The sequence below is a fragment of the Olivibacter jilunii genome (assembly GCF_900607235.1).
In the GTDB taxonomy this organism is placed as follows: domain Bacteria; phylum Bacteroidota; class Bacteroidia; order Sphingobacteriales; family Sphingobacteriaceae; genus Olivibacter; species Olivibacter oleidegradans.
On the sequence record NZ_LR027848.1, the window covers coordinates 483,813 to 508,199 of the forward strand.

14 protein-coding genes are annotated in these 24,387 nt (G+C 42.1%); 5 read left to right on the forward strand and 9 right to left on the reverse strand.

What is annotated here, in order from left to right:
* Positions 1-12: 12 nt before the first annotated feature.
* Both E0E36_RS02100 and frr read right to left on the reverse strand, forming a co-directional pair.
* Positions 13-2,385 carry a S9 family peptidase gene (locus E0E36_RS02100; RefSeq protein WP_130854557.1) on the reverse strand — a complete coding sequence of 791 codons (2,373 nt, stop codon included), beginning with the start codon at positions 2,383-2,385 and terminating at the stop codon, positions 13-15.
* Positions 2,386-2,556: 171 nt separating this feature from the next.
* Positions 2,557-3,120: a ribosome recycling factor gene (gene frr, locus E0E36_RS02105; RefSeq protein ID WP_013664722.1), complete on the reverse strand. Its 564-nt coding sequence runs from the start codon at positions 3,118-3,120 to the stop codon at positions 2,557-2,559.
* 894 nt (positions 3,121-4,014) lie between these two features.
* Between frr and thrA the strand changes: the two genes are divergently transcribed.
* The 3 genes from thrA to thrC all read left to right on the forward strand — a co-directional run bounded on the left by thrA (position 4,015) and on the right by thrC (position 9,044).
* Positions 4,015-6,462 (forward strand): bifunctional aspartate kinase/homoserine dehydrogenase I, encoded by a 2,448-nt coding sequence (thrA, locus tag E0E36_RS02110; RefSeq protein WP_130854558.1) that lies wholly within the window; start codon positions 4,015-4,017, stop codon positions 6,460-6,462.
* 181 nt (positions 6,463-6,643) lie between these two features.
* A complete protein-coding gene (locus E0E36_RS02115; RefSeq protein ID WP_130854559.1) occupies positions 6,644-7,621 on the forward strand; it encodes a homoserine kinase in 978 nt (325 codons plus the stop codon).
* Between the two features lie 109 nt (positions 7,622-7,730).
* Positions 7,731-9,044, forward strand: coding sequence for a threonine synthase (gene thrC / locus E0E36_RS02120; protein WP_130854560.1), 1,314 nt, complete (start codon positions 7,731-7,733; stop codon positions 9,042-9,044).
* Between the two features lie 62 nt (positions 9,045-9,106).
* Here thrC and metG read toward each other — a convergent pair whose 3' ends face one another.
* On the reverse strand, positions 9,107-11,173 hold the full coding sequence (gene metG / locus E0E36_RS02125; protein WP_130854561.1) for a methionine--tRNA ligase: 2,067 nt from the start codon (positions 11,171-11,173) through the stop codon (positions 9,107-9,109).
* A 156-nt stretch (positions 11,174-11,329) separates the two neighbouring features.
* On the opposite strand from metG, the gene E0E36_RS02130 reads away from it, so the two are divergent.
* Complete coding sequence (locus E0E36_RS02130) at positions 11,330-12,238, forward strand: S66 peptidase family protein (RefSeq protein WP_130854562.1); 909 nt, start codon at positions 11,330-11,332, stop codon at positions 12,236-12,238.
* Positions 12,239-12,361: 123 nt separating this feature from the next.
* Positions 12,362-12,766, forward strand: a complete 405-nt coding sequence (locus E0E36_RS02135; RefSeq protein WP_130854563.1) for a DoxX family protein — start codon at positions 12,362-12,364, stop codon at positions 12,764-12,766.
* Positions 12,767-12,940: 174 nt separating this feature from the next.
* On the opposite strand, the gene E0E36_RS02140 is transcribed toward E0E36_RS02135, so the two are convergent.
* The 6 genes from E0E36_RS02140 to E0E36_RS02165 form a co-directional block, all read right to left on the reverse strand.
* On the reverse strand, positions 12,941-13,657 hold the full coding sequence (locus tag E0E36_RS02140) for a DUF4397 domain-containing protein (RefSeq protein WP_130854564.1): 717 nt from the start codon (positions 13,655-13,657) through the stop codon (positions 12,941-12,943).
* Positions 13,658-13,975: 318 nt separating this feature from the next.
* On the reverse strand, positions 13,976-16,303 hold the full coding sequence (gene bglX, locus E0E36_RS02145; RefSeq protein ID WP_278045495.1) for a beta-glucosidase BglX: 2,328 nt from the start codon (positions 16,301-16,303) through the stop codon (positions 13,976-13,978).
* A gap of 61 nt (positions 16,304-16,364) precedes the next feature.
* Positions 16,365-18,125 (reverse strand): family 43 glycosylhydrolase, encoded by a 1,761-nt coding sequence (locus E0E36_RS02150; protein WP_130854565.1) that lies wholly within the window; start codon positions 18,123-18,125, stop codon positions 16,365-16,367.
* Positions 18,126-18,127: 2 nt separating this feature from the next.
* Positions 18,128-19,495 (reverse strand): glucoamylase family protein, encoded by a 1,368-nt coding sequence (locus tag E0E36_RS02155; RefSeq protein ID WP_130854566.1) that lies wholly within the window; start codon positions 19,493-19,495, stop codon positions 18,128-18,130.
* A gap of 141 nt (positions 19,496-19,636) precedes the next feature.
* Positions 19,637-21,163 (reverse strand): RagB/SusD family nutrient uptake outer membrane protein, encoded by a 1,527-nt coding sequence (locus E0E36_RS02160; RefSeq protein ID WP_130854567.1) that lies wholly within the window; start codon positions 21,161-21,163, stop codon positions 19,637-19,639.
* 4 nt (positions 21,164-21,167) lie between these two features.
* On the reverse strand, positions 21,168-24,185 hold the full coding sequence (locus E0E36_RS02165) for a SusC/RagA family TonB-linked outer membrane protein (RefSeq protein WP_130854568.1): 3,018 nt from the start codon (positions 24,183-24,185) through the stop codon (positions 21,168-21,170).
* Positions 24,186-24,387 lie beyond the last annotated feature (202 nt).

Sequence of the window (24,387 nt, forward strand, 5' to 3'; positions counted from 1 at the left end):
GCATTGAAGGAGCTATTCGTTTATAAGTTTTTCCTCAAAAAGCTTTAAAATACGTTTGTATTCGTCGGTCCAGCTGCTAGGTTCTACAAAACCATGATCTTCCACGGGATATACAGCCAGTTCCCAATTATTCTTTCCAAGTTCAATCAAGCGCTGGCTAAGGCGTACAATATCCTGAAAATGAACATTAACATCCACCATACCATGACACATCAATAAATGTCCCCTCAAGCCCTCGGCGAAATTAATAGGAGAAGATTGTTGGTAGGCTTTGGGGTCATTAATCGGTTCATTTAAAATATTGGAAGTATAGCCGTGGTTATAATGCGCCCAATCGGTTACCGAACGTAAGGCTCCACCTGCTGTAAACACCTCCGGTTGCGTAAAGAGCGCCATCAAGGTAATAAAACCTCCGTAGGAGCCGCCATATATACCGATGTTTTTAGGATTAACTTGATATTTTTCCACTAGCAGCTTAGCCCCATCTACTTGGTCGGATAAATCTTTTCCTCCCATGTGTCGGTATATTCCGGTGCGATGGTTTCGTCCATAACCGGCACTTGCTGTGTAGTCGATGTCAAGGACGGTATAGCCAAGATCTGTTAACAGATTATGAAACATATATTCTCTAAAATAAGAACTCCACCAGTAGTGAACATTCTGCAAGTAGCCGGCACCATGAACAAAAATGACTGCCGGACTATTTTTCTTAGGCGTTTCCGGTCGGTACAAGCGAGCGTAAACACTATCTTGATGACGGTTGGTGAAACTAATGACTTCAGGCGAGCGCCAAGGGTAGGCTTTAAACTCGGCGCTTCGCGATTCGGTGATCTGCTTCGCTTTTGCACCCGGCCTGTTTTCTTGCAGATAAAGCTCCCAGGGCCTGTTACTACTTGAATAGCGTATCGCTAGCCATTTTTCGTCAGGCGAAAGGCTCACTTCGTTACCTCCCTTCATAGAGGTTATTTGCTGCAACGTTCCTCCACTAACCGGCATGCTGTAAAAATGTGTTATTCCGGGATGCTCTTTATTAGCTGTCAAATAAAACGTTTTTTTATCCTTTGAAAGAACGAGGTCTTGCACTTCAAATCGCCCTTTTGTTAATTGCTTTTTCACACGGGAGTCTACTGACATGCTGTAAAGATGCGAATATCCCGTTTGCTCGCTTTGAAAATAAATCTGATGGTCGTCAATCCATCCGACATTTTCTCCTCCCCAGCTTCCACCAATGCCAGGACCTGCAATCCATGCATCATCATGCTGTCTATCGATCATTTGTAAGGCTCCCGTGGACAGATCTAAAAGCGTTAACCAACGATCTTTATGATCCTGTGCATAAACCGTGATAAGAGCCTTGTTTCCGACAGGATTCCAATAAATGCCGGCTATATTAACCGCCCGATCTTTATCTAACTTAATTAGTGAATCTTTCTTCTCAGGATAATCGTTATAGAATGCAGGTATATCTTTTATCCCTTCTAAATTAGCGGTTGTAATACGCACAACCGTATCCTCCTTCACCTTATAAAGGTAGGCAGCTGTAGCACCCTGTTCTTCTCCAACCTTGTTTCTAGTCTGTATGTCTTCCGTATAACCGGATTCAGTTACATAGTTTGGTACGATCGTATTCCGATTATCTTTCGCAGGACTATATTTTATATAGGCAATATATTGCAAATTAGGGCTAGCAGCAATTGTTCTAACAATTTCATTTTCTGCTATAGGCAGCTCTCTCAGCAGTTTTATCCTTTGCAGTTCTTCTAACGAATCAGCTCGGTGTTTTTTCTGTTTACGATCGTTGAGCACGTCGAATAAAGTCAATTGATTTTCTTTAAGCCATTGATTTTGATCGGAGAGTTTAGGGGCGTCACCCTTCTTTTTGCTTCCCTTAACAAAATTGGTAAGCTGTTTTAATTCGCCATTTATCAAGGAGAGGCTGTATAAATTATTTTCACGTTTAAAGAAAACAACGTCTTCACGCACATTAAATTGAGGCTTAGACTCTTCCTCGATCGTCGCCGTCAATTGTTTTTCGCTGCGTGTTTTTAAATCATATATAAAAATATCACCACCCTTTACATATACCGCTCGATTTCCACTTCGATTGTATTGCGTTTGTTGTGTAAAACTTCGCGTCACATCCTCCTCTTGTCTTTTAGGCTCTTGATCACGCACCGTTATACTGTATAAGGGTGAATAATCCAGATTTTCCGGATTCCATCTAAAATAGATGTGCCCATCAAATTCTCCCCACCTAATATTTTCGGGCGACACGCCCATCCACTTAGGGTCGCGCATTATTTTTTCAACTGTTAAGTTAGTCTTTTGTTGTGCCCATACGGGATTGAAATAGGTTAAGATGATAAAAAGTAATATTCTCTTCATACGATGTAAACTTTGGTCTAAAAATACAAGCAATTTGTGATGGAAATGCGCTATTTGCGCAACAATTTAGTGGGTTAGTAAAGTTGTCGAATCGTCGAGTGGTTAACGGCAGCTACGAACAAAAAAACCACGGTGCGATCCGTGGTTTTTTCACTAATAATTTCAATTTCCTTAAACGGTCATAATATCTTTTTCTTTGGCTTCGGCTAATTTGTCAACTTTCGCGATAAAGTTATCGGTTAATTTTTGAACTTCACCTTCTCCCACCTTTATTTCATCTTCCGAGACACCATCATTTTTAAGCTTTTTAATTCCGTCATTAGCGTCCTTTCTGATGTTGCGAATAGCGACCTTTCCTTTTTCTGCCTCCTCCTTTACTTTTCTAACCAATTCCCTACGGCGCTCTTCGGTCAAAGGAGGAACCGCTAAACGGATAATATTACCGTCATTTTGTGGGTTTAATCCGATATTGGAATCAATAATAGCCCTTTCAATTGCACTTAATAAATTCTTTTCCCATGGTTGAATAACCAAGCTACGAGGGTCGGGCGTATTAATGTTTCCCACTTGAGATAATGGAGTAGGTGTTCCGTAGTAATCTACATTGATCCCGTCCAACATGGAAGGCATTGCTTTACCTGCGCGAATTTTTGTCAATTCTGATTCGGTATGCGAAATAGCTTTCTGCATGGAATCATTAGCGTCTTCTAACTGTAACTTTATTAGGTCATTCATATGAATACAATATTTTCTAAGGCTATAAGAAATAATTAAATGCTTATAACGATGAATATTTCATGCTATTGCAAAGATTTGCCCAAAAATAAGATTTTTTATTCAATGGCAAAACACCACAGAAAAGGGGCTGAAGTACCTGATCCATTTTAAAATAACTTTTTTTACCTTTGAAAGGTATCACGACCTCATTTCAATACACTAATCCTTCCCTTTCAGATTTTTTCAATTTTTGAATCTACGTCAAGTCCACGTGAAGTCCACCTTTATTCCACGTCAGATCCACCTATTCTTCTGTATACATTCGCTACCTATTTATGTTTTCCTGCTTTTCTATAGAGCGGATATAGTGCGAATATAGCGGCAACAACTACCTTACTGCATGTTAAGTGCCCTCTTGCAAGCCAAGCAGGCAGCAGTCAATACATACGGCCGGTTAAATACGGCTGCCTCATAAGGTTTTACTTGTTTTGTTCCACGAGAAACAATCGGATAAGTTGTTAGCAATAAGCTTGAAGCTTTGAGATGAGCCTGTGCTACCGCCACCGTTATTAATCATTCGGCGCTTCAGCCTACTGGTAGGCAGGCCTAATTCATCATTAAAAGTTACTTAAAACGTCCAACTAATAATACGCATTCGTATGCGAATTGCTAAAATCTAAAAAATATTAAAATTCTCTTGATAAATTAAAAATAAACCATTTACTTTACTGCCAATTACAAAAATGAAAGCAATTATATCTATTACAACATCCACAACGATTACCACCGGGATAGCAAAACACCGAGGGAAGTAATCTTTATGTTGTAATAACAGCGATAAAACATAAAAGGCGCTTCTCTCGATGAGAAAGCGCCTTTCTTATTTAATGACTTTAAGGATAAATAGAAAAAATGAAGATACTTAAGTTTGGAGGTACCTCAGTCGGATCGGCCGAAAGCATTAATGCATTATTGGACATCCTAAAACAAGGGTATGAACAGGGCGAAAAGCCAATTGTTGTCTTATCGGCCATGAGCGGAATTACAAACCTCCTTACCAAAATGGCTGAAGAAGCAGAACAAGGAATCAGCTTCGGCCCTGCTTTAAAGGAATTGGAATCGAGACACTTCACAGTTGTTAAGCAACTCATTCAAATTAAGAATCAGAATCCTGTTTTTACGCAACTTAAAATTTACTTAAATGAACTTGAGGATCTTTTACAAGGTGTATTAAATCTGCGGGAGCTGAGTTCACAAAGCAAGGATCTCATTGTGAGTTACGGTGAGCGTTGTTCCGCATTTTTGGTCTCTAAGATTGCGGCTCAGTACTTCCCGGAGAGTTTATTCGTCGAAGCCAGCTCCCTTATAAAAACCGATAGCAATTTTGGTAACGCACGGGTAGATTTACAACAAAGCGAATTACTCATCCGTCAGTTCGTGCAAGAAAATCCAGGCAAATTTTTATTTGTAACCGGCTTTATCGCTTCTAATGTCAATGGTCGGATTACTACCCTGGGAAGAGGAGGTAGTGACTATACAGCTGCTATTTTCGGTGCCGCATTACAGGCGGAAGCTATCGAAATATGGACCGATGTGGATGGTATGTTAACGGCAGATCCACGCATGGTAAAAAAAGCGTTTCCTTTACCGATTTTATCGTATACCGAGGCAATGGAGCTATCTTATTTTGGAGCGAAGGTGATCTACCCACCAACCATGATCCCCGCCTTCATGAAAAAGGTGCCTATTGTGATCCGCAATACATTTAATCCAAGCTTTCCAGGTACTATTATCCAATATGATAGCGGCAGAACATCTTATCCTATTAAAGGTATCTCCTCGATTAATGCCATTAGCGTTATCAATGTAAGCGGCAGTGGCATGATCGGCAAGGCCGGCTTTAGCGGTCGCTTATTCTCCTTGCTAGCGCATGAACAAATAAACATTGTGCTGATCACCCAGTCATCGTCCGAACATAGCATCACGTTTGCTGTTCATCCCGCAGATGCCTTAAGAGCCAAACATCTTATTGAAACTGAATTTGAACTGGAGCTGCTTGCAAAAAAATTAGAGCCCCCCGTCATAGAAAATGAATTATCGGTACTTGCTATCGTGGGTGAAAACATGAAACAAACCCCCGGCATGTCAGGCAGGTTATTCCATGCTTTGGGACGCAATGGTATTAATGTACGGGCTATTGCGCAAGGCTCATCGGAATACAACATTTCGGTTATTATTAGCCAAGCAGATCTGTCCAAAGCGCTGAATGCGGTACATGATGCTTTCTTTACAGCATTAAAGAAAACCTTACATGTTTTTAATCTTGGAACCGGCAATATCGGATCTACTTTGTTTAGGCAATTATTAGAACAGGAAGCTTTTCTGCGCGACAACAATGATATCCAGGTAAAGGTTGTCGGCATGAGTAATTCCCGCAAAATGTTATTTGATGTGGAAGGCATCTCATTGACCTCCTGGCAGACGGAATTGGACAGCAAAGGAGAAACTGCTTGCTTGGAGACCTTTATTAGCAGAATGCAACAATTAAATCTACCTAATTGTATATTTGTGGACAATACCGCAAGCGAGGAACCTACCAAGCACTATCTTAAAATCTTTGAATCGAATATATCGGTAGTGACCTGCAACAAAATTGCTAATTCCTCGAGCTACGCACAGTATAAACAATTACGCGATACGGCCAGAAGGCACGGCGTCGACTTTTTCTATGAGACGAATGTGGGCGCAGGTCTTCCGATTGTCCGCACGCTGAAAGACCTGATGACCAGTGGTGATCGTATTATCCGTATTGAGGCTATACTTTCGGGTACTATCTCTTATATTTTTAATAATTTCATTGGCGATGCTTCATTTCACGATGTAGTGAAGAAAGCCCAGGCCTTAGGCTATACGGAACCCGATCCTAGGGATGATTTACGAGGTACTGATTTTATGCGTAAGATGCTCATTTTGGCACGGGATAGCGGTTTAGCCATCGAAGCCAAGGACGTCGATCTAGGAGCGATTCTACCCAAAACCTGTTTAGATGCAGCGAGTGTTGAGGACTTTTACTTAGAACTGCAAAAGGAAGCGGCTTACTTCGATACGCTTAAAGAAAAAGCTCAACGGGAGAACCGAGCGATTCGTTATATCGGAAAATTGGAGGATGGAAAGGTATCCATTGCCTTGGAGCTGGTGGATGAAAAGCATCCCTTCTTCAACCTCTCGGGTAGCGATAACGTCATTTCATTCACTACTGAACGTTATAAAGAACGACCGTTAGTAGTAAAAGGACCGGGTGCCGGTAGTGAAGTCACGGCGGGCGGGGTATTTGCTGATTTGATGAACGCGGGAGCATAAATTACATGTGATAATTAGCTAATGTGAAAATGAGCCTATGAAAGGTTATAGCCAAATTACACTCAATGTACGTAATGCGAAATCGACCACTGAGACAAGATTTGCGTCTAACGACGGTAGGTCTTTTTACTTCCTGCCTGCGGTAGGCAGGTTTACTTTTGAATTTTTACTTATCTAATAAATGGAATTAACAACAGAAAAAGAACCCGCTGGTAAGGCCCGAAAAGAAAAAGACCGCGTGCATGTGTTTGCACCGGCTACCGTGGCTAACCTGGTATGCGGCTTTGATATCTTGGGACTAGCCCTGGACGAACCGGGAGATGAGGTGATTATGGAACGCTCGGACCGGCCTGGCGTTAAACTGTTAAAGATTACGGGCGATGACGGCCGATTACCGCTCGATCCGGCAAAGAATACGGTTAGCGCTTGTGTTCAGATGTTACTAAAGCATTTAAACCGTGAAGATGTGGGAGTGGAAATAGAGTTGCATAAACACATGCCTATCGGAAGTGGATTAGGATCCAGTGCTGCGAGTACGGTAGCTGGTTTATTCGCTATTAATCAGCTGCTTGGACAACCTTTAACGAAACAAGAATTGCTTCCTTTTGCGATGAAAGGCGAAGAATTGGCCTGTGGGCACGGGCACGCGGATAATGTAGCCCCTTCTTTATTTGGTGGTATTACCTTGATTAAAAGTTACGAGCCACTGGAAGTCGTGTCAATACCTGTTCCAAAAAGCTTATACTGCTCCGTAGTGTTTCCCCACGTAGATGTGCCAACGCGTGCTGCTCGGCAGATGATTCGTTCTAAAATCGAGCTGAAAGATGCGGTGGTTCAATGGGGCAATATTGCGGGCTTGGTAAGTGGTCTGTTTATGAGCGATTATGGCTTAATCGGTCGCAGTATGCAGGATGTCCTGATTGAACCTGTTCGTGCTATTCTGATTCCTGAATTTTATGAAATGCGACAAACTGCCATGGCAGCAGGAGCACTTGGGTTTGGCATCTCCGGCTCTGGACCCTCTGTCTTTGCCTTTGCCGATAACCATCCAACCGCATCGGACATCACCCGGCAAATTGTACAGCATCTGCAATCGAAAGGTATTGATAGCAACGGCTACGTTTCGGCAGTAAATCAACAGGGGCCGAGGGAGTTATAGTTTCGTTATTAGTTACTCGTTAATAGTTATTGGATTTAACTATACTACCAATAACTAACAACCAGATAATTAACAACAAACAACCAATAACTAACAACAAACAACCATCATGAAACTATACAGTACTAATAATAAAAAGCTAAGAGTTTCTTTTAAAGAAGCCGTATTTAACAGTTTGCCTTCAGATAAGGGGCTTTATATGCCTACCGAGATCCCTTCGCTTTCTGCGGATTTTATTAATAATCTTGAGCAGTTTACTTTACCCGATATCGCTTTTGAAGTGGCTCACCACTTAATTGGCGACAGCATTCCGGCCAATGATCTCCGATTATTAGTGGATGATGCTATCAATTTTGAAGCACCTGTAGTATCACTTGACGACCGTACGGCAGTACTAGAGCTTTTTCACGGACCATCCCTTGCCTTTAAAGATTTCGGTGCCCGATTTATGAGTCGCGTTATGGGTTATTTTTCTAAAACCGAGGAAAACAGCAAGCTTTTAGATGTATTGGTAGCCACTTCGGGAGACACGGGAGGAGCCGTGGCTTTAGGTTTTCTAGGTGTAGAAGGCACTCGGGTAACCATTTTATATCCTAAGGGTAAAGTAAGCCCTATTCAAGAGCAACAGCTGACCCGTAACGGCCAGAATATTCGAGCCATTGAGGTCGATGGCTCCTTTGACGACTGCCAGGCTTTGGTAAAAGAGGCGTTCAATGATGCTGAACTTAATCAACGGTTCCGATTAACATCTGCCAACTCGATTAATATAGCCCGTTTGATTCCACAGACCTTTTATTACTTCAATGCCTATGCGCAAATGAAGAGAAAAGGAATAACTGATATCGTTTTTTCTGTTCCCAGCGGAAACTTCGGTAATATTGGCGCTGGCTTATTAGCCTATAAAATGGGTTTACCTGTTAGGCAGTTTTTAGCTGCTACTAACGTGAATGATACGGTTCCACGTTTCCTATCAGACGGCTACTATGAACCGCGCCCCTCAATAGCCACCCTATCTAACGCAATGGATGTAGGCAATCCAAGCAACTGGGTTCGCATTATGGATCTTTTTGAAGACGATCGCGCGTTATTGAAAGAAACGGTAACAGCTTACGCGTATAGCGACGAGGAGACCCGCAGTGCTATTGACGAGCTTTATAGCAGCTATCAATATCTTGCCTGCCCACACACCGCCATCGCTTACTTAGCAGGGCAAGCTTATAAAAAAGAGCAAGGTGGAAACTATACAACTATATTTTTATCAACTGCACACCCATGCAAGTTTCCCGATGTATTTTCTGAAGAAAAACAGAAAGCCATCTTCATACCTGAACAAGTAAAAGAATTGGAAAGTAAACCCAGCCAAAAAGAGGAACTTGGAGCTGATTACGAAGCTTTTAAGCAGTGGCTGCAGGAAGAGTTATAAGTGATAAGTTATACGTTGTAAGTTTAGGGTTAGCCTTATAACGTATAACTTATAACATAAAACTACCTAACAACGCTTCCTGGTTGGATATTTGATTGCGGCGCCACGAAATCAAGGCGTCCATCGGCATCCTCGGCCATCAAGATCATCCCTTGTGAGAGAATGCCTTTGATTTCCCGCGGTTCTAAATTGACTAATATAGAAACTTGTCTTCCAATAATATCTTCAGGATTAAAGAATTCCGCAATGCCTGATACTACCGTGCGTTGATCAATTCCTGTATCAATTGTCAACTTCAGCAACTTCTTTGTCTTCGCCACCTTTTCGGCTGTTAAGATTTTGCCGACGCGAATGTCGAGGAGTGTAAATTGATCAAAGGCAATGTTCGCCTTCGCCGGCTCCGCGGTGCTTGTTTGCGTTTTTGCGTTGTCGACCTTAGCCTGTGCTAATTTGGCTAGCTGCGCATCGATTTGTTCGTCCGCTATTTTTTCAAAAAGCAATTGTACCTCGCCCAATTGATGATCGTTTTCCAACAAATTAGGATTACCGGCAGCCGTCCAATCCCGATCCTGAAAATTTAACATCTGGAATAGCTTTTCTGCCGTATGCGGTAAAAAAGGCTGCGCCAATACCGCCAAATTAGCGGCAATCTGCAAACCGATATTAAGCACTGTTTTCACGCGGTCTTCATCCGTCTTGATTAATTTCCAAGGCTCCTCATCGGCTAAATATTTATTCCCTAAACGCGCCACATTCATAAAATGCGCCAGGGCTTCTCGAAACCGATATTGACTTAGCGAAGAACTAATGGTTTTAGGATAACGCTCCAACTCGGAGAGCACTAATTTATCTTTATCGCTAAGCTCGCCCCCAGCCTTCACTTTACCATCAAAGTATTTATGAGATAAGACCAGTACACGGTTGATAAAATTACCGAATATGGCTACTAATTCATTATTCACACGTGCTTGAAAATCCTTCCAGGTAAACTCACTATCCGATGTTTCCGGCAAAATAGAGGTCAAAACATAACGTAGCTCGTCTTGCTTACCCGGAAAATCAGCCAAGTACTCGTGCAACCATACCGCATGGTTTCTAGAAGTTGACAACTTATCTCCTTCTAAATTCAAAAATTCGTTTGCAGGAATATTTTCCGGCAAAACATATTCACCATGTGCATGCAAAATAGAAGGAAATATAATGCAGTGGAAGACAATATTATCCTTCCCAATAAAATGTATCAAGCAGGCGTCATCCGCTGGATTTTCCTGCTTCTTCCAGTATTTTTCCCAGTCTTTCCCGGTATCTAAGGCCCATTGCTTCGTAGCTGATATATAGCCTATAGGCGCATCTAACCAAACGTATAACTTTTTTCCCTTTGCTTCTTCTAAAGGAACATCCACTCCCCAATCCAAATCACGGGTCATGGATCGTGCTTGCAGACCGGATTTTAACCAAGAGCTGCATTGACCATATACATTTGATTTTAAAATATCCTTTTTACCTTCCAATAACCATTTTTCCAGCCAAGCTTGATATTTATCTAAAGGCAAATACCAGTGTTTGGTTTCACGAAGTACAGGTGTTTTACCACTTAAGGTCGATTTTGGATTGATTAAATCCGTTGGGCTCAAGGAGGTTCCGCATTTTTCGCATTGGTCACCATAAGCTCCTTCGTTATGGCAATTCGGACAGGTCCCTACAATGTAGCGATCGGCCAAAAATTGATGATATTCTTCGTCGTAATACTGCTCTGAGTATTTCTCCACAAACTCCCCTTTATCATAGAGGTTGAGGAAGAATTCTTGCGAAAGCTCGTGATGAATTTTGGAAGAGGTACGATGATAGATATCGAAAGAAATGCCGAACTGTTCAAAACTCTCTTTTATCTGTGCATTATACTTGTCGATTATTTCTTGAGGCGTAATCCCTTCTTTTTTGGCTTTTATAGTAATTGCAGCCCCATGCTCATCCGAACCACAGACAAAAGCCACCTCTTTGTTGTTCATCCGCAAAAAGCGCACGAAGATATCGGCAGGAATATAGGCTCCGGCGAGGTGACCGATATGTAAAGGCCCATTGGCATACGGCAGGGCAGAAGTGATGGTATAACGTTTAAAATCTTTCATTTTGTTGTAACAAGTTGTACGTGTTAAGTTGTACGTTTTAAGCAGTAGATAGTACTTATTACTTACAACTTATCACTTATAACGCGAGCGCTTTTTTCAAAAATGATTTGTTAATTCGGCAAAGATACATCAATTTGCACTTCATAATAAACAGATATGAAGAAAACACCTCCTTATTTAAAAAAAGGTGACAAGGTGGGTATTGTATGCCCGGCATGGAAGGTAGATAATGATTTGGAAGACGCTATAGCGCTCTTAAAATCGTGGGATCTTGACGTTGTGGTCGGTAAAACCGTTCACAGCAGCTACCGGCAGTATGCGGGCAGCGATGAACTGCGGGCACAGGACTTCCAATCCATGCTCGATAACGACGAAATAAAAGCTGTCTTTGCAGCGAGAGGTGGCTATGGCTGTGTGCGGATGATTGATTTAGTGAATTTCTCACATTTTGTTGCAAAGCCCAAATGGATTATCGGATTCAGTGATGTGACTGTTATTCATAGCCATATTCACAGAAATTTTGGAATCCCAACCATACATGGGCAAATGCCTATTACCATTCCTGATGCTACCAAGGAATCATTGCTCAGCTTAAAGGATACGCTTTTTGGTGAAATGCCGTCATACGAATATCAAAGTGAACATACGAATATCCCGGGTGAAGGTGAAGGCGTCGTGATTGGAGGTAACTTGGCTCTACTGGTTAACGTACTGGGCTCGGTTTCCGACATGGACTATGATGGAAAAATTTTGTTTATTGAAGATGTGGGAGAGTTCTATTATTCCATCGACCGAATGTTGTGGACTTTGAAACGAGCAGGAAAACTAAAAAATTTGAAAGGTCTTTTGGTAGGTGGCTTCACCAACTTAAAAGATAATAAAGTACCCTTTGGAATCACGCTAGAAGAGCTGATTTTGGAAATCGTAGGCGAATACGGTTATCCGGTTGCCTTTGACTTTCCGGCAGGACACATTGATAATAACTACACCTTAATTTTTGGTGCGCAAGCTAGTTTAAGTGTCAATGAGCACCATGTATGTTTGGCTTATATAGATGAGCAGTAGGCTATAGGCAGTAGGCAATAGGCAATAGGTGTAAGGGGATAAGGTGTAAGGCTTGGAGGTATAGTTGCTAGTTGCGAGTTGCCAGCTTTTTGAATTTTGAATTTTAAATTTTTACTTAAAAAAATGGCAATACTTTCGACTCTTGGAAATTACAAAAACACGGGATTATTGATTATCCGCTTGGCGCTAGGCGCCATGTTTATTACCTATGGATATCCAAAAATTATGGGTGGCCCCGAAATGTGGAGGGGTGTAGGCACTTCGATGAACCATGTTGGCATTACTTTTGGTTATATGTTTTGGGGTTTTCTTGCAGCGGTTACGGAAACCTTAGGCGGTTTTCTATTAATCATAGGTCTAGCTTTTAGACCAGCTGCTTTGTTACTGGCTTTCGTCATGCTGGTGGCTGCGCTGCATCATTACAAGACCGAAGGCTTTATGTCGGCCGGGCATCCAATAGAGCTCTTATTTGTCTTTATAGGTTTGGCCTTAGTAGGACCCGGAAAATATAGTGTGGATAAACGTTAAGATTATGGGAGAGCGGCGATGGCCAATCAATTCACAGACAGATTAAAAGAAGAACTAAAAAAGCCAATCTACAAATATGCATTTGGATTGGCTTTTATTTTATTAATCATTGCCCTATCGCTTCGCTTTGGTTATTTGCTCGGCGAATGGTTGTATGCTTTGTTTCATTAACCATTAATGTTGGAATATCCCAACTACCATTGGCTTTTGTGCATTTCCGTTGATTCCTCTTGTTAATATTGTATAATATCGACCAGCGCTTAATGTTGCAGCTTCATCTCGTAGGGCTAATTGCGTGCCATTCATATCCGTTACTTGAATTGTATATGAACCCTGATTGGTTGCAATGAATCCGGCATTGGCTGTAGCGGAGGTCTGATTATCAACCGGACGGTCATTAAATACATTAGTAGGGGTGCCGTTTTGAATCAAATTAACCTTTACGGATGGTGTGTTTTCTGATAAATTGAAGAATCGGATATATGCTTTACTCGCATCGAAATTAGTTGCATCTCTGTCTTCTACAAAGATACTTGATACGGTATCTTGATAGCCGTAAATAACAGACGTGTAAGTAGCACTGTCTCTTACGTTTATAGTAGAATCTACCAGTACATCATTTGTCCCTGTTACTATTGCTCTAAACTTTCTCGTTCCTGGAATCGTTCTCCCTAATCCATATGGAATGTACTTCCCATAAGGAACAAAGCTATTGTTTACCAAATTGTTATCCAAGACAATATCCAAACGATCTACTCCAGCATAGGCATTCACATAATTCACGTAGGCGGTTGGGATGTAAACATAATCATCATCGTCATTACATGCGCTAAAAGTTAATCCTCCCACAAACAACATCATCAAGAGGACAAAGTAATTTTTCGTTTTCATATTCCTTTTTTGTTTAGTTTATCTTTCATTACACAACCTACATAACGGAATAGGATTTGAAAAAGCTACAGGTCTTATAAGTTGTAGTTTGTTGGTGATGAACGGTGTTTTGTAGTGATGCCTACCTGCCGGTAGGCAGGAATTATGAAGGATGAATTATCAATGCTATATATACGACGATTGCAAGTAGCAGTAACTTTGCATGAGCCAGGTAATGCTAAGTTCGTGCGATCAATTCGCTCGCCAGCATACCTAATCGATAGTATTAGCTAATCGGCTAATGATCACATTGGCTAATTAGCTAATAATAAACTGACTTTACTGCAACTTAAACTGAGCCTCTTTCACATCGCGCGAATTGCCTCCCACAAAAGCTTTGAAATCACCCGGTTCTGCTACATACTGCAAGTCGGCATTATAAAACTTCAGATCTTCTGCAGAAAGATGGAAAACCACCTGTTTGCTCTCGCCTGCCTTTAGTTCAATTTTTTGAAACGCTTTAAGTTCTTTAACCGGACGGGTTATACTGCCAACCAAGTCCTGCGTATATAATTGCACCACTTCTTTACCGGCCATCTTCCCTGTATTGGTCACCGTAACCGATACCGCTAAAGAATCTCCCGCACTGAACGCGTTCTTGCTTAATTTGATATCGCTATAAGCAAATGAGGTATAACTTAAACCGTAACCAAAGGGGTAGAGCGGTTCATTATCCACGTCTAAGTAATTGGAGCGGAACTTTTGGAACCATTTTCCCTCCGCTAGCGGTCTACCGGTGTTTTTATGGCTATAATAAATTGGTATTTGTCCTACATTTTTAGGAAAAGTGGCTGTGATCTTACCGGAAGGGTTGACATCACCAAACAACACGTCGGTAATGGCTTTAGCAGCTTGCGTACCACCGAACCATACATTCAAAATAGCGGGTACATGGGCCTGCTCCCAAGTGAGTGTAAGCGGTCGACCGGCAAAAACCACCAATACCACCGGCTTTCCTGTTTTCAATAAAGCGGCGAGTAAGCGCTGTTGCACGGCAGGGATATTCAGGTCCGTACGACTCGAACTTTCTCCGCTCATTTCCGAACTTTCTCCCAATGCGGCCACCACCACATCCGCCTGTTGCGCTGTCTTTACCGCCTCTTGTATCAAAGCTTCTTCCGAGCGATTATCTCGGGGAATTTCCCGACCGAACATCGTAGCCCGTTCTTGATAAGCGGCATCTTCCAATAAGTTTGATCCCAAGCTATGCAGTATTTTCACGTTCGACCCTAGCACTTCCTGCATACCTTCCAGTAATGACTGTGTATTCTTTAAATCCGCATTGACGCTCCACGTTCCGGGCATATTGCTTCCGGTATTGGCCAGTGGACCGATTAAAGCTACAGTCCCGGATTTTTTCAATGGCAAGACATTATTTTCGTTTTTTAACAACACAAAAGATTGTGCCGCTACTTCACGTGCAAAATCTAAATGTTCCTTTGCTAGGATCTCTTTCTTTGCACGTTCCTCACTGCAATATTTATACGGATCATCAAAAAGCCCTAGTTTATACTTGGCTTCCAATACATTTCTACAAGCACGATCAATATCGGCCTCGCTGACTTTTCCTTCTTGTAACGACTTCTTCAAGGTTGTTAGGAAGCCTTCTCCTACCATATCCATATCAACACCGGCCTTAAGGGATAAAGCGGAAACCTGTTGCAGATCGCCCAAACCATGATCAATCAATTCATTGATCGCAGTGTAGTCGGTAGCGACCATCCCTTTAAATCCCCATTGTTTCCGTAGCACATCGGTTAATAACCAGTGGTTAGCGGTAGCAGGTACGCCGTTGATATCATTAAAAGACGTCATAATGCTGCCCGCCCCTGCGTCCACTGCAGCCTTATAGGGTGGAAGATAATCGTTATACATACGATGCAAACTCATATCCGTTGTATTATAGTCGCGCCCAGCTTCAGCGGCACCGTATAGGGCAAAGTGTTTTACACAGGCCATCAGGGTATTATTCGCTGCCAGATCGTTGCCCTGTAAGCCACGCACCATGGCGGCAGCGATTTGCGAACCTAGATACGTGTCCTCGCCGCTTCCTTCGGAAATACGCCCCCACCGCGGATCACGTGAAATATCAACCATCGGGGAATAAGCCCAATTTAAGCCATCGGCGCTCGCTTCCGTTGCGGCAATGCGTGCTGTCTTTTCAATTAAGGCCAAATCCCAAGTCGCCGAAAGCCCCAAGGGGATTGGAAAAAGTGTTTTATAACCATGTATCACATCCTGTCCGAATATTAAGGGGATCTTCAGTCTACTGTGATTGACAGCCAATTCCTGTGTTTTCCTTACGCGATCAGGCGTAGTTAAGCTAAATACACCTCCCACTTGACCAGCTTTGATTTTGCTTTCCAGATCAGTACTTACAGCTGATCCCGTAGTTGCTTCTCCTCCGGTGGGCAAATTTAACTGGCCGATCTTTTCGTCAACGGTCATCTTGGCCATCAATTCATCAATAAAAGCCTTCATCTTGCTTTTATCTGTCGGCTTGATCGCCAATGTGGGTTTCTTATCTACCTTTCGCTGTGCTTGTGTCGTACATGGTACTGCCATCATCAGCGCAATTGCCATGCTTGGTATGATTAGTTTGTTCATGTTTTACTAGTTGTTAGGTCTTAGGCGTTAACTAATAGCTAATACCTAAAAGCTAATCGCTTTATTTCACTTCCTGTACCTTCGTTCTTTCAGATACACCGTTTTCATTAAAAGCTTCGATGGCAAAATAATAAGTTTGATCAGTCGTCAAGCTCTTCATATCCAGTTTATTGTTATCATATACCATCCATGCGCTATATAGTTTATCTGGTGCAATACCCCATAAGACATTATAGCCTTGCGCGGTTTTCTGTTGATTCCATGTTATGGTAACATCCCTTTTATCTTGATGCCTCTTTACTTGGAAGTTGTTGACCCTAGCAGGTTTTTTCCCTTCACCTCTGCCAAAAACACGTATTCCGGAAATAGCGAGGTGAGGAGTCGGCACGTGTATATTTTTATAACGGACATATCGAATACGTTCCGGAGAAGCTAAAGAAACATATTCATTCGGCACATCCTGTAGGCTATTCCGTTTGTCAACAATCACTTTCCAATTCTTTCCATCCAATGACCCTTCTAGGATATATTGATGCTTAAGGCCCGGAATCCGTCCATACATATCCGATTTATAATCATGATAGTTGATTTGTATAGCATGTACCGCTGCCGGCTTCAAGAGGTCGATCTGCACCCATTGTTTATCATCATTCGCTGCCGCCAGCCAGAAAGTTTTTATACTTTCATCTACGATATGTTGGGCATTGAACTCCCCCGCAGTTGATGAAACGGAAACAGGTTTATGATAGGATAATAACATCCATTCCGTGAATTCACCTTGCTTCGGGCTTCCCGAAGCATAGTGCGGATAATCGCCGAAACGGGTGTTAGTATACATTAAGCCATCATCATCAAAATAGGTCGGAAACATACAGATGCGCCTTTCCCATCCCACATTGACTGAAACGGCCATCGATCCGAAATGCCAATATTGATTTTCTGATCCTAATACCGTACTACCATGCCCGGCGCCATTGGCAAAGCCTCCCGGTTTATAGGCGATGGGGTTATTTGGCGCGTAACGATAGGGGCCGAGCGGGTGATCACTGACATAAACGCCATCACCATAGACATTAAACTCCGTACCCGGTGCAGCATACTGCATATAATACCTGTTACCATATTTGGTTAGCCATGGCCCTTCGATATAGCCTCCGAGAACCGTATCTTGATGATTTTCGCCAAAGCGCTCCCATCCGTGTCTGTCCGGATCTAAATTAAATAGCTCATAAGTTTTCTCTGAAGGCCTGAACCGCTTATACCGATCCAGCGTTTTCGCTCTGATCGGAAATTTATTAGAAGATCCCCAAAACATGTAAGCCTGGCCGTCATCATCTATAAAAAGATCCGGATCTTGCAAATCATTTAGAATAGCAGGAACCGCTTTCCAATCTCCTTTTTTTGGATTATCTGTATAAAGAATGCTCATAGAGCCCGAAGGATCCCCGGTCACGTAAAGTACAGAATCTTTATAATTGTGTGCTGCCGGAGCGTTAGAGCCTTGGAAGTACCATTTTTCCGGTGTAATAAAATTCCAGTTTGTTAAGTCGGTAGAATGCCAATAACCCATTGACCGTGTAACGAACATATAATATTCTCCCCGGAATTTTACAACAGCGGGATCAGCGCCCGAACGGTAAGAAATATCGTTATGGGCATTGTAGATCATATAAGTATAATCCAGATTGAGCGGATTACAATAAGTCTGCTGATGTTGCGCATGTACCTGGAGGTGTAATCCGAATACTAAAAAAACGAAAACTGCCCTTCTAATAATCGGCCAATGGGTAACACCTCTGGTGGCTAACAACTGATAATTCATAACTATAAAGTATGTTGACTACTTGAAAAACCTAATTTCTTTAATCCCTCCTTTACTTCCGGAGCACTCATAAATAAATTCCAAAGCAACCCACTCCGTTCATTTTCGATCATGACAGGTATCGGTCCTTGATCAATCGCTAAATAACGTTGAGGAAACCAATTGTCCGTTTCACTATAAGCATCATAAAATCCATATTTTCCCCATACTTTATTGCCTAGTTGATCATAAAGATAACGGATGACTTCCATACTATATTCAGGCGTATAAGGATAAGAAGACAAGGCTGCTGTCGGACTGATTACACCTAAATCCTCTTTGGGGCTATGCCCCGCATATCCTTTCACTGAATAACTTGCAGTTAAACCCCAAGCATTGGCACCGTAGCCTTTAAAATGTTTGGGGTTCTCGATGCAGTATTGGCGTTGAATGAGGGTTTGATTCTTATTGAGTTCCCAATAATCGGCGTATTGGTCTTTCAAGCCTCTCGGATCTAACCCTAGATAGGAATAATGAGCCCAGAACATAGGTCCAACAGTTCCTTTATGTCCATTAAAGTCCAAAACGATTTTATGTCCGTACTGTTCCGCATCGGTTTTAATTTTTCCACTCTTTGCCCAACCTTCGTGGTATACCGCGGCAGGTACGCCATGCGTAGGAGACGCAGCCGCTAACACATACATAATCAGGCATTCGTTATAGCCCGTTACCGGAAAATTCATTTCCCAGCCATATTCAGGGCTCCAATGCCAGTATAATACATTCTGCCCACCTTTACGATACCAACTCCAATCGATTTCCTTCCACAATTGATCCGCTTTGTCCGCAACCGCTTTCTCCTGCTCATTGCCCCCCGCCAAATACTGTCGTACGCATAGGAGGCTTTGCGCCATAAAGGCTGTCTCTACCAAATCGCCGCCATTATCTTTTTGGCCAAAGGGCTTTACTTTACCGGTAGGGCCATGCAACCAATGAGGCCATGCACCATGAAAACGATCTGCCTTCTCCAGATAATTAACAATTTGCTCTAGTCTTTGTACTCCGGCTTGACGCGTAATAAAACCACGTTCCATTCCGACCAAAATATTCATAACACCGAAACCACCCCCACCAATGGTTACCACATCTTGATCATTCTCCGGATACACACCGTCTAGATGAATTCGTTCACGTGCTAAGCCAGACGTCTTTTCAGCTCCTTCCCAGAAATATTGAAAGGTTTGCTGTTGTACAAGCGTCAGTAAGGAATCGTTGGAAAGCGTATCCGTCTTTTCTTCTGATTGTTGCGCTTCTTTATTAGAGGGCGACTGAGAACAGGAAAAGGAAAGAGACAGAATTGCTAATAATAATACGTAAGAAGAAACTTTCATTGATGTTTGTTTTTGGTGATGAAGCCCGCCCAAGCTATTACACATTTTTTTGGTGTAGTAACTCAGACAGGTTCGTTTGTATCTGAAGGAAGGTATCAACAAATCTGGAAGGTAAGACTTCCAGATTTGCAAGTTGTCGAATTAATAGCCTGGATTTTGCCGCAATCTATTTTCACTAGCAATGATCTCGTTTTGAGGAATTGGAAATAGCTCATGCTTGCCATCCACAAACTGCTTACCTTGCGCCCTCAAAATAGCTCCTGCTTGACCGGTGCGAACCAAGTCGAAAAAACGGTCAAATTCCATCGCCATTTCGAGCCGTCTTTCATTCCAGATTAACCGACGAAGTTCATCTTGACCTGCGGCTTGGATATCAGGTACTGCATTTGGGTTGTTTCCTCTTGCTCTCGCTCTAATCGCGTTTACCGAAGATAACGCTACAGAAGTATTGCCTAACTCATTAGCCGCTTCGGCCCGGATAAGGTATATTTCGCCCATACGGAGAATCCGAATGTTCACATTCGAGTAGTCGGTACTCCCTCCATACGTTTCCTTTAAAATGCTTTGATAAGCTTTGTAGTTATATCTTGGATTAAATGCCGATATTACGCGCACTCCGTCAAAAAGTGTATTCCCTACACTGATGATTGTCGCATCCCGTCTCACATCACCTTCACTATAAGCGTTATACAGATCAGCGCTAGGCGTATTGAACCCCCATCCTTGAAATACTTGTGAAGAAGGCACATTAAAGGCTCCCTCTTTGATGCCTTGCACTTGACTAAATTGTTGAACACTGCTATTTCTCAATCCACTGCTTTGGATTTCGAATAAGGATTCGGAAGAGTTTTCTCCCGACTCTCTCCAAATAGTAGTATAATCGTTTACTAATCCATAAGCTCCCACGGCCCCATTGATAATACTATCCGTCAAGGAATAAGCACGATTCCATTCCTTTCTGTACATAGACACCTTTGCCAACAGACCTGCAGCCGCACCCATGGTAGCTCGTCCCAAATCCTGCGCAGCATATTCGGTGTTCTTCGGCAAGTTGTTTAACGCAAATTCTAAATCGCTCTTAATAAATGCATAAATTGAATCAGCTGGTAACTGTGTATATGCTGTTTCACGTTCTTCGACATTTTCGTAATCTATAACACGGTCTATTTTTGGGACGTTTCCAAACATTCTAACCAAGTTAAAATAATAGTATGCTCTCAGAAAACGTACTTCTGCAGCATATCGAGTTTTCAAAGCCTCCTCTATAGAAAATTGTGGAACATTTTCCAGAGCCCGGTTACAATAATTTACACCTAAATAGTTGCTGCTCCACATACTATAAAAGGATGGAGTTGACGCGCTAAAAGTGAAGTTATCCAATTGGTCTTTATCGGATCCGGTATCACCCGGCGAGCTTCCTTTGTCTGCATCATCAGAAGTAATACTTGTCACGCCGATCCAAGCAAAGGAACTTTGATCCCAAGTAAGGAGGTTGGTATAAGCTGAATTGACGAAGCGTTGAGCATTCTGGGGATTAGTAAATGTTGAATCGTCGCCTGAAACCTGATTTTCGGGAGCGGGATTTAACCAGTCTTTACTGCATGAGGATACAACTATACCTAAAATAAGGACAGTTAGTATACTGATATGATGGATGAATTTCTTCATGATCTTAAAATGTCAAATTTAAACCAAACATATAGGTTGAATAAATTGGATATACATCCAATTCGATACCTGAATTAATTGCCGAGCCCGCATTACGCCGATCAGCATCGGAAATATTTCCTGAGGTTGCACCTCCAATTTCGGGAGTAAATCCGCTATAAGATTTGAATACAAACGGGTTTTGTGCAGTTGCAAACACACGTAACTTACTATCTTTTAAGAATGTCCATTTTTGATTGTCAAACGTATAGCCTAATGTAATGTTGTTTACTCGCAAGAAATTACCGGATTCGACATAATATGTAGAGGGCCGAGGAATAGTATTGGATGCAGCAGGCCCAGAAGCGTTCTGATTTTCCGGTGTCCAGCGATTAGCAAAGACTTCTTGTTCTACCGCATCATTGCCAAATCGTACAGCGCGTTTACCATTGAAAATTTTGTTTCCTAAGTTTCCGTAGAGATCAAACGACAGATCAAACTGTTTATAATTCACACCCGCATTGAATCCGAAATAAGCTTTTGGTTGATAAGACCCGACAAACACACGATCGTTGTCGTCGATCGTACCGTCTCCATTTACGTCTCGGTAAGTAAAGTTCCCCTGATCATCATGGCCAGTCACTTCATAAACCCAAAAGCTGCCCACGGGTTCGCCTACTTGGGTCATTGTAACAATTTGTCCATTGCCAAGACTTCCTCCCTGTAACCTTAGGTTTCCAGTAACTTCGTCGACGATATTTTTATTGAAAGTAACATTTCCGCCAAATCGATAGGAGAAATCGTCGTTTACCCGGTTATCCCAATTCAAGGCAACTTCAAATCCTCTGTTCCGAACACGAGCTGCTTGTGTATAGACAACTCTGTCTGCATCGCCGAAGAGCGAAGGAATTGTTACTGGGACGTAGGCGTCGGTCAACTTATTGTAATATCCAAAGCTTCCAGATAACTTTCCTTGAATAATACCGAACTCCAATCCAGCATCTACTCCTTTTGTCGTTTCCCACGAAGCGCCTGCATCCCGTATTTGATTATAATTGATCCCAAGCACCGGATCAAAATTAGGAAAACCAAAAGGATAATACCCTGTTTGAGAAACGCCTAATAAAGCTGCCAGGTTATTCCCTGAAATACTGATGTCATTTCCAACTTTACCGTACCCAACTCTTAGCCGTAAATAATCAAATAAATCTTGATCCTTCATAAAGTTCTCTTCACCGATATTCCACGAACCACCAATTGAGTAAAAAGTTCCCCACTTATTATTGACAGGGAATGAACTTGACCCGTCTCTACGCAAAGAACCACTAATGTTGTATCGACCGTCATAGGTATATGTTAATCTTCCAAAAATGGATTGGCGGCGTACCAAATCACCGCCATTAATATTGTTGTTTGGATCAATAGTAATTGTCGATACATCTCCTTGACTGATATACCATAGATTTCGTTGATTAGGGACATCTAATACTTGAACGTTTGACCTTGTTGCACGGTCTCTTTCAAAGGAATAGCCTACGGTGGCGTTAACTTCGTGCTTCTCCGCGAAAGTTTTATTGTAAGTAGCTTGGTTATTCCAAATGTAATAGAAGCGGTTGTTATCCAATACATTTAATCTCGAGCGATTATTTTGTTGCGCACTGAAAACGGTGTACACAGGAGCATATTGAAGACCATCTCCATTTGTCTTATCGAAATTAAAATCACTTCGTAAAGTCAAACCCTCCACGGGTTTTAAAGAGATAAAGCCATTTCCCTGCAAACGTAACGTATTGGTAAAGTCATTGGTATAATTAATCGTCGCTACAGGGTTTCCAACATTTAACCCTGGTTGATACCCATAACTACCGTCTTCATTATAGATAGAGGCCGCAGGCGACATCCGGTAGGCTGACGCAAAAACACTTCCGGGAATATTATTCGACTTGCTGTAGGTTACGGTAAGATTATGACCAACAGAGAGAATTGGAGCTAACTTATACTCATTATTTACCCTTGCATTAAAGCGATCATATTTTGATCCTTTTAGAATACCTTGATCGCCAAAGTAACCTGCACTAAAGTAGTACGTTGTCTTTTCTGACGACCCACTCACGCTTACGTCATAATTGTGGACTAACCCTTGGCGAGTTACGGCATCCATCCAGTCAGTGGTTTGATTAGGCAAATTATTCGGATCGAATAACAATTCAGGTTCTTCTCCCACGGGTGTCCCATTAATGATCGCTTCATTGGTATAAATCGCATAATCTCTACCACCAGCCATATCTACCTTGCTAGTCATGTTTCGAAAACCAGCGTAAGTATTTACATTCACTTGCATTTTACCACTTTGACCAGTTTTTGTAGTAACCAATATCACACCATTACCAGCCCTGCTACCGTAAATTGCTTGAGCAGACGCATCTTTCAACACTTCAATGGAAGCGATATCCGAGTTATTAATATTCGTAATATCGTCCGTAATTACACCGTCTACCACATAAATCGGATTTTGGTTCCCTGTAATTGATCCTACCCCACGGATTCTTACTTGCGGTTGCGAACCAGGCTGTCCCGAAGCGTTAATCTGTACGCCTGACGCCTTTCCTTGTAAACCTTGTGCCGCTGTCAACACGGGCTGTTTGGTAATTTCTTCTGATTTAACGGAGCTTACTGAACCGACAATCTGGCTCCGCTTTTGTGTACCGTAACCAACAACTACCACTTGATCCAATACCTCGCTCTCACTGGCCAAGGTAACATTAATGGTGGTTTGATTGTTTACGGCTATCTCCTGTCTTCGATAACTGATGAAACTAAATGTTAGGGTGGCATTCGACGGTGCCTTGATATTATAGTTACCATTGGCGTCCGTCTGGGTCCCTTTACCCGTCCCTTTGATTAATACACTCACGCCTGGAATCCCTGTTCCATCGAGCGAATCTGTTACCTTACCTTGAATGGTTATTTCCTGCTGCGCGAAAGATGGCGCTGCGATAAAAATAAATAAAACCATTAGGCAGTACGTAAATCTGTACCTCATAGCTTTTTTGATTGGTTATAAATTGTCTCTTTAATATAGTTGGGTTTTACTCCCCTAAGTGAGCACACCCTCATTAGTGGTTAACAAAACAAAGTTGCCCGATTGTTTTAAAATTTGGAAAAAAAGAGACTCTACATCAATACATCAAGCGTAAAACCACTTGCTCATTTCTGGATTATATTTTTTTAAAACACTGATTAAC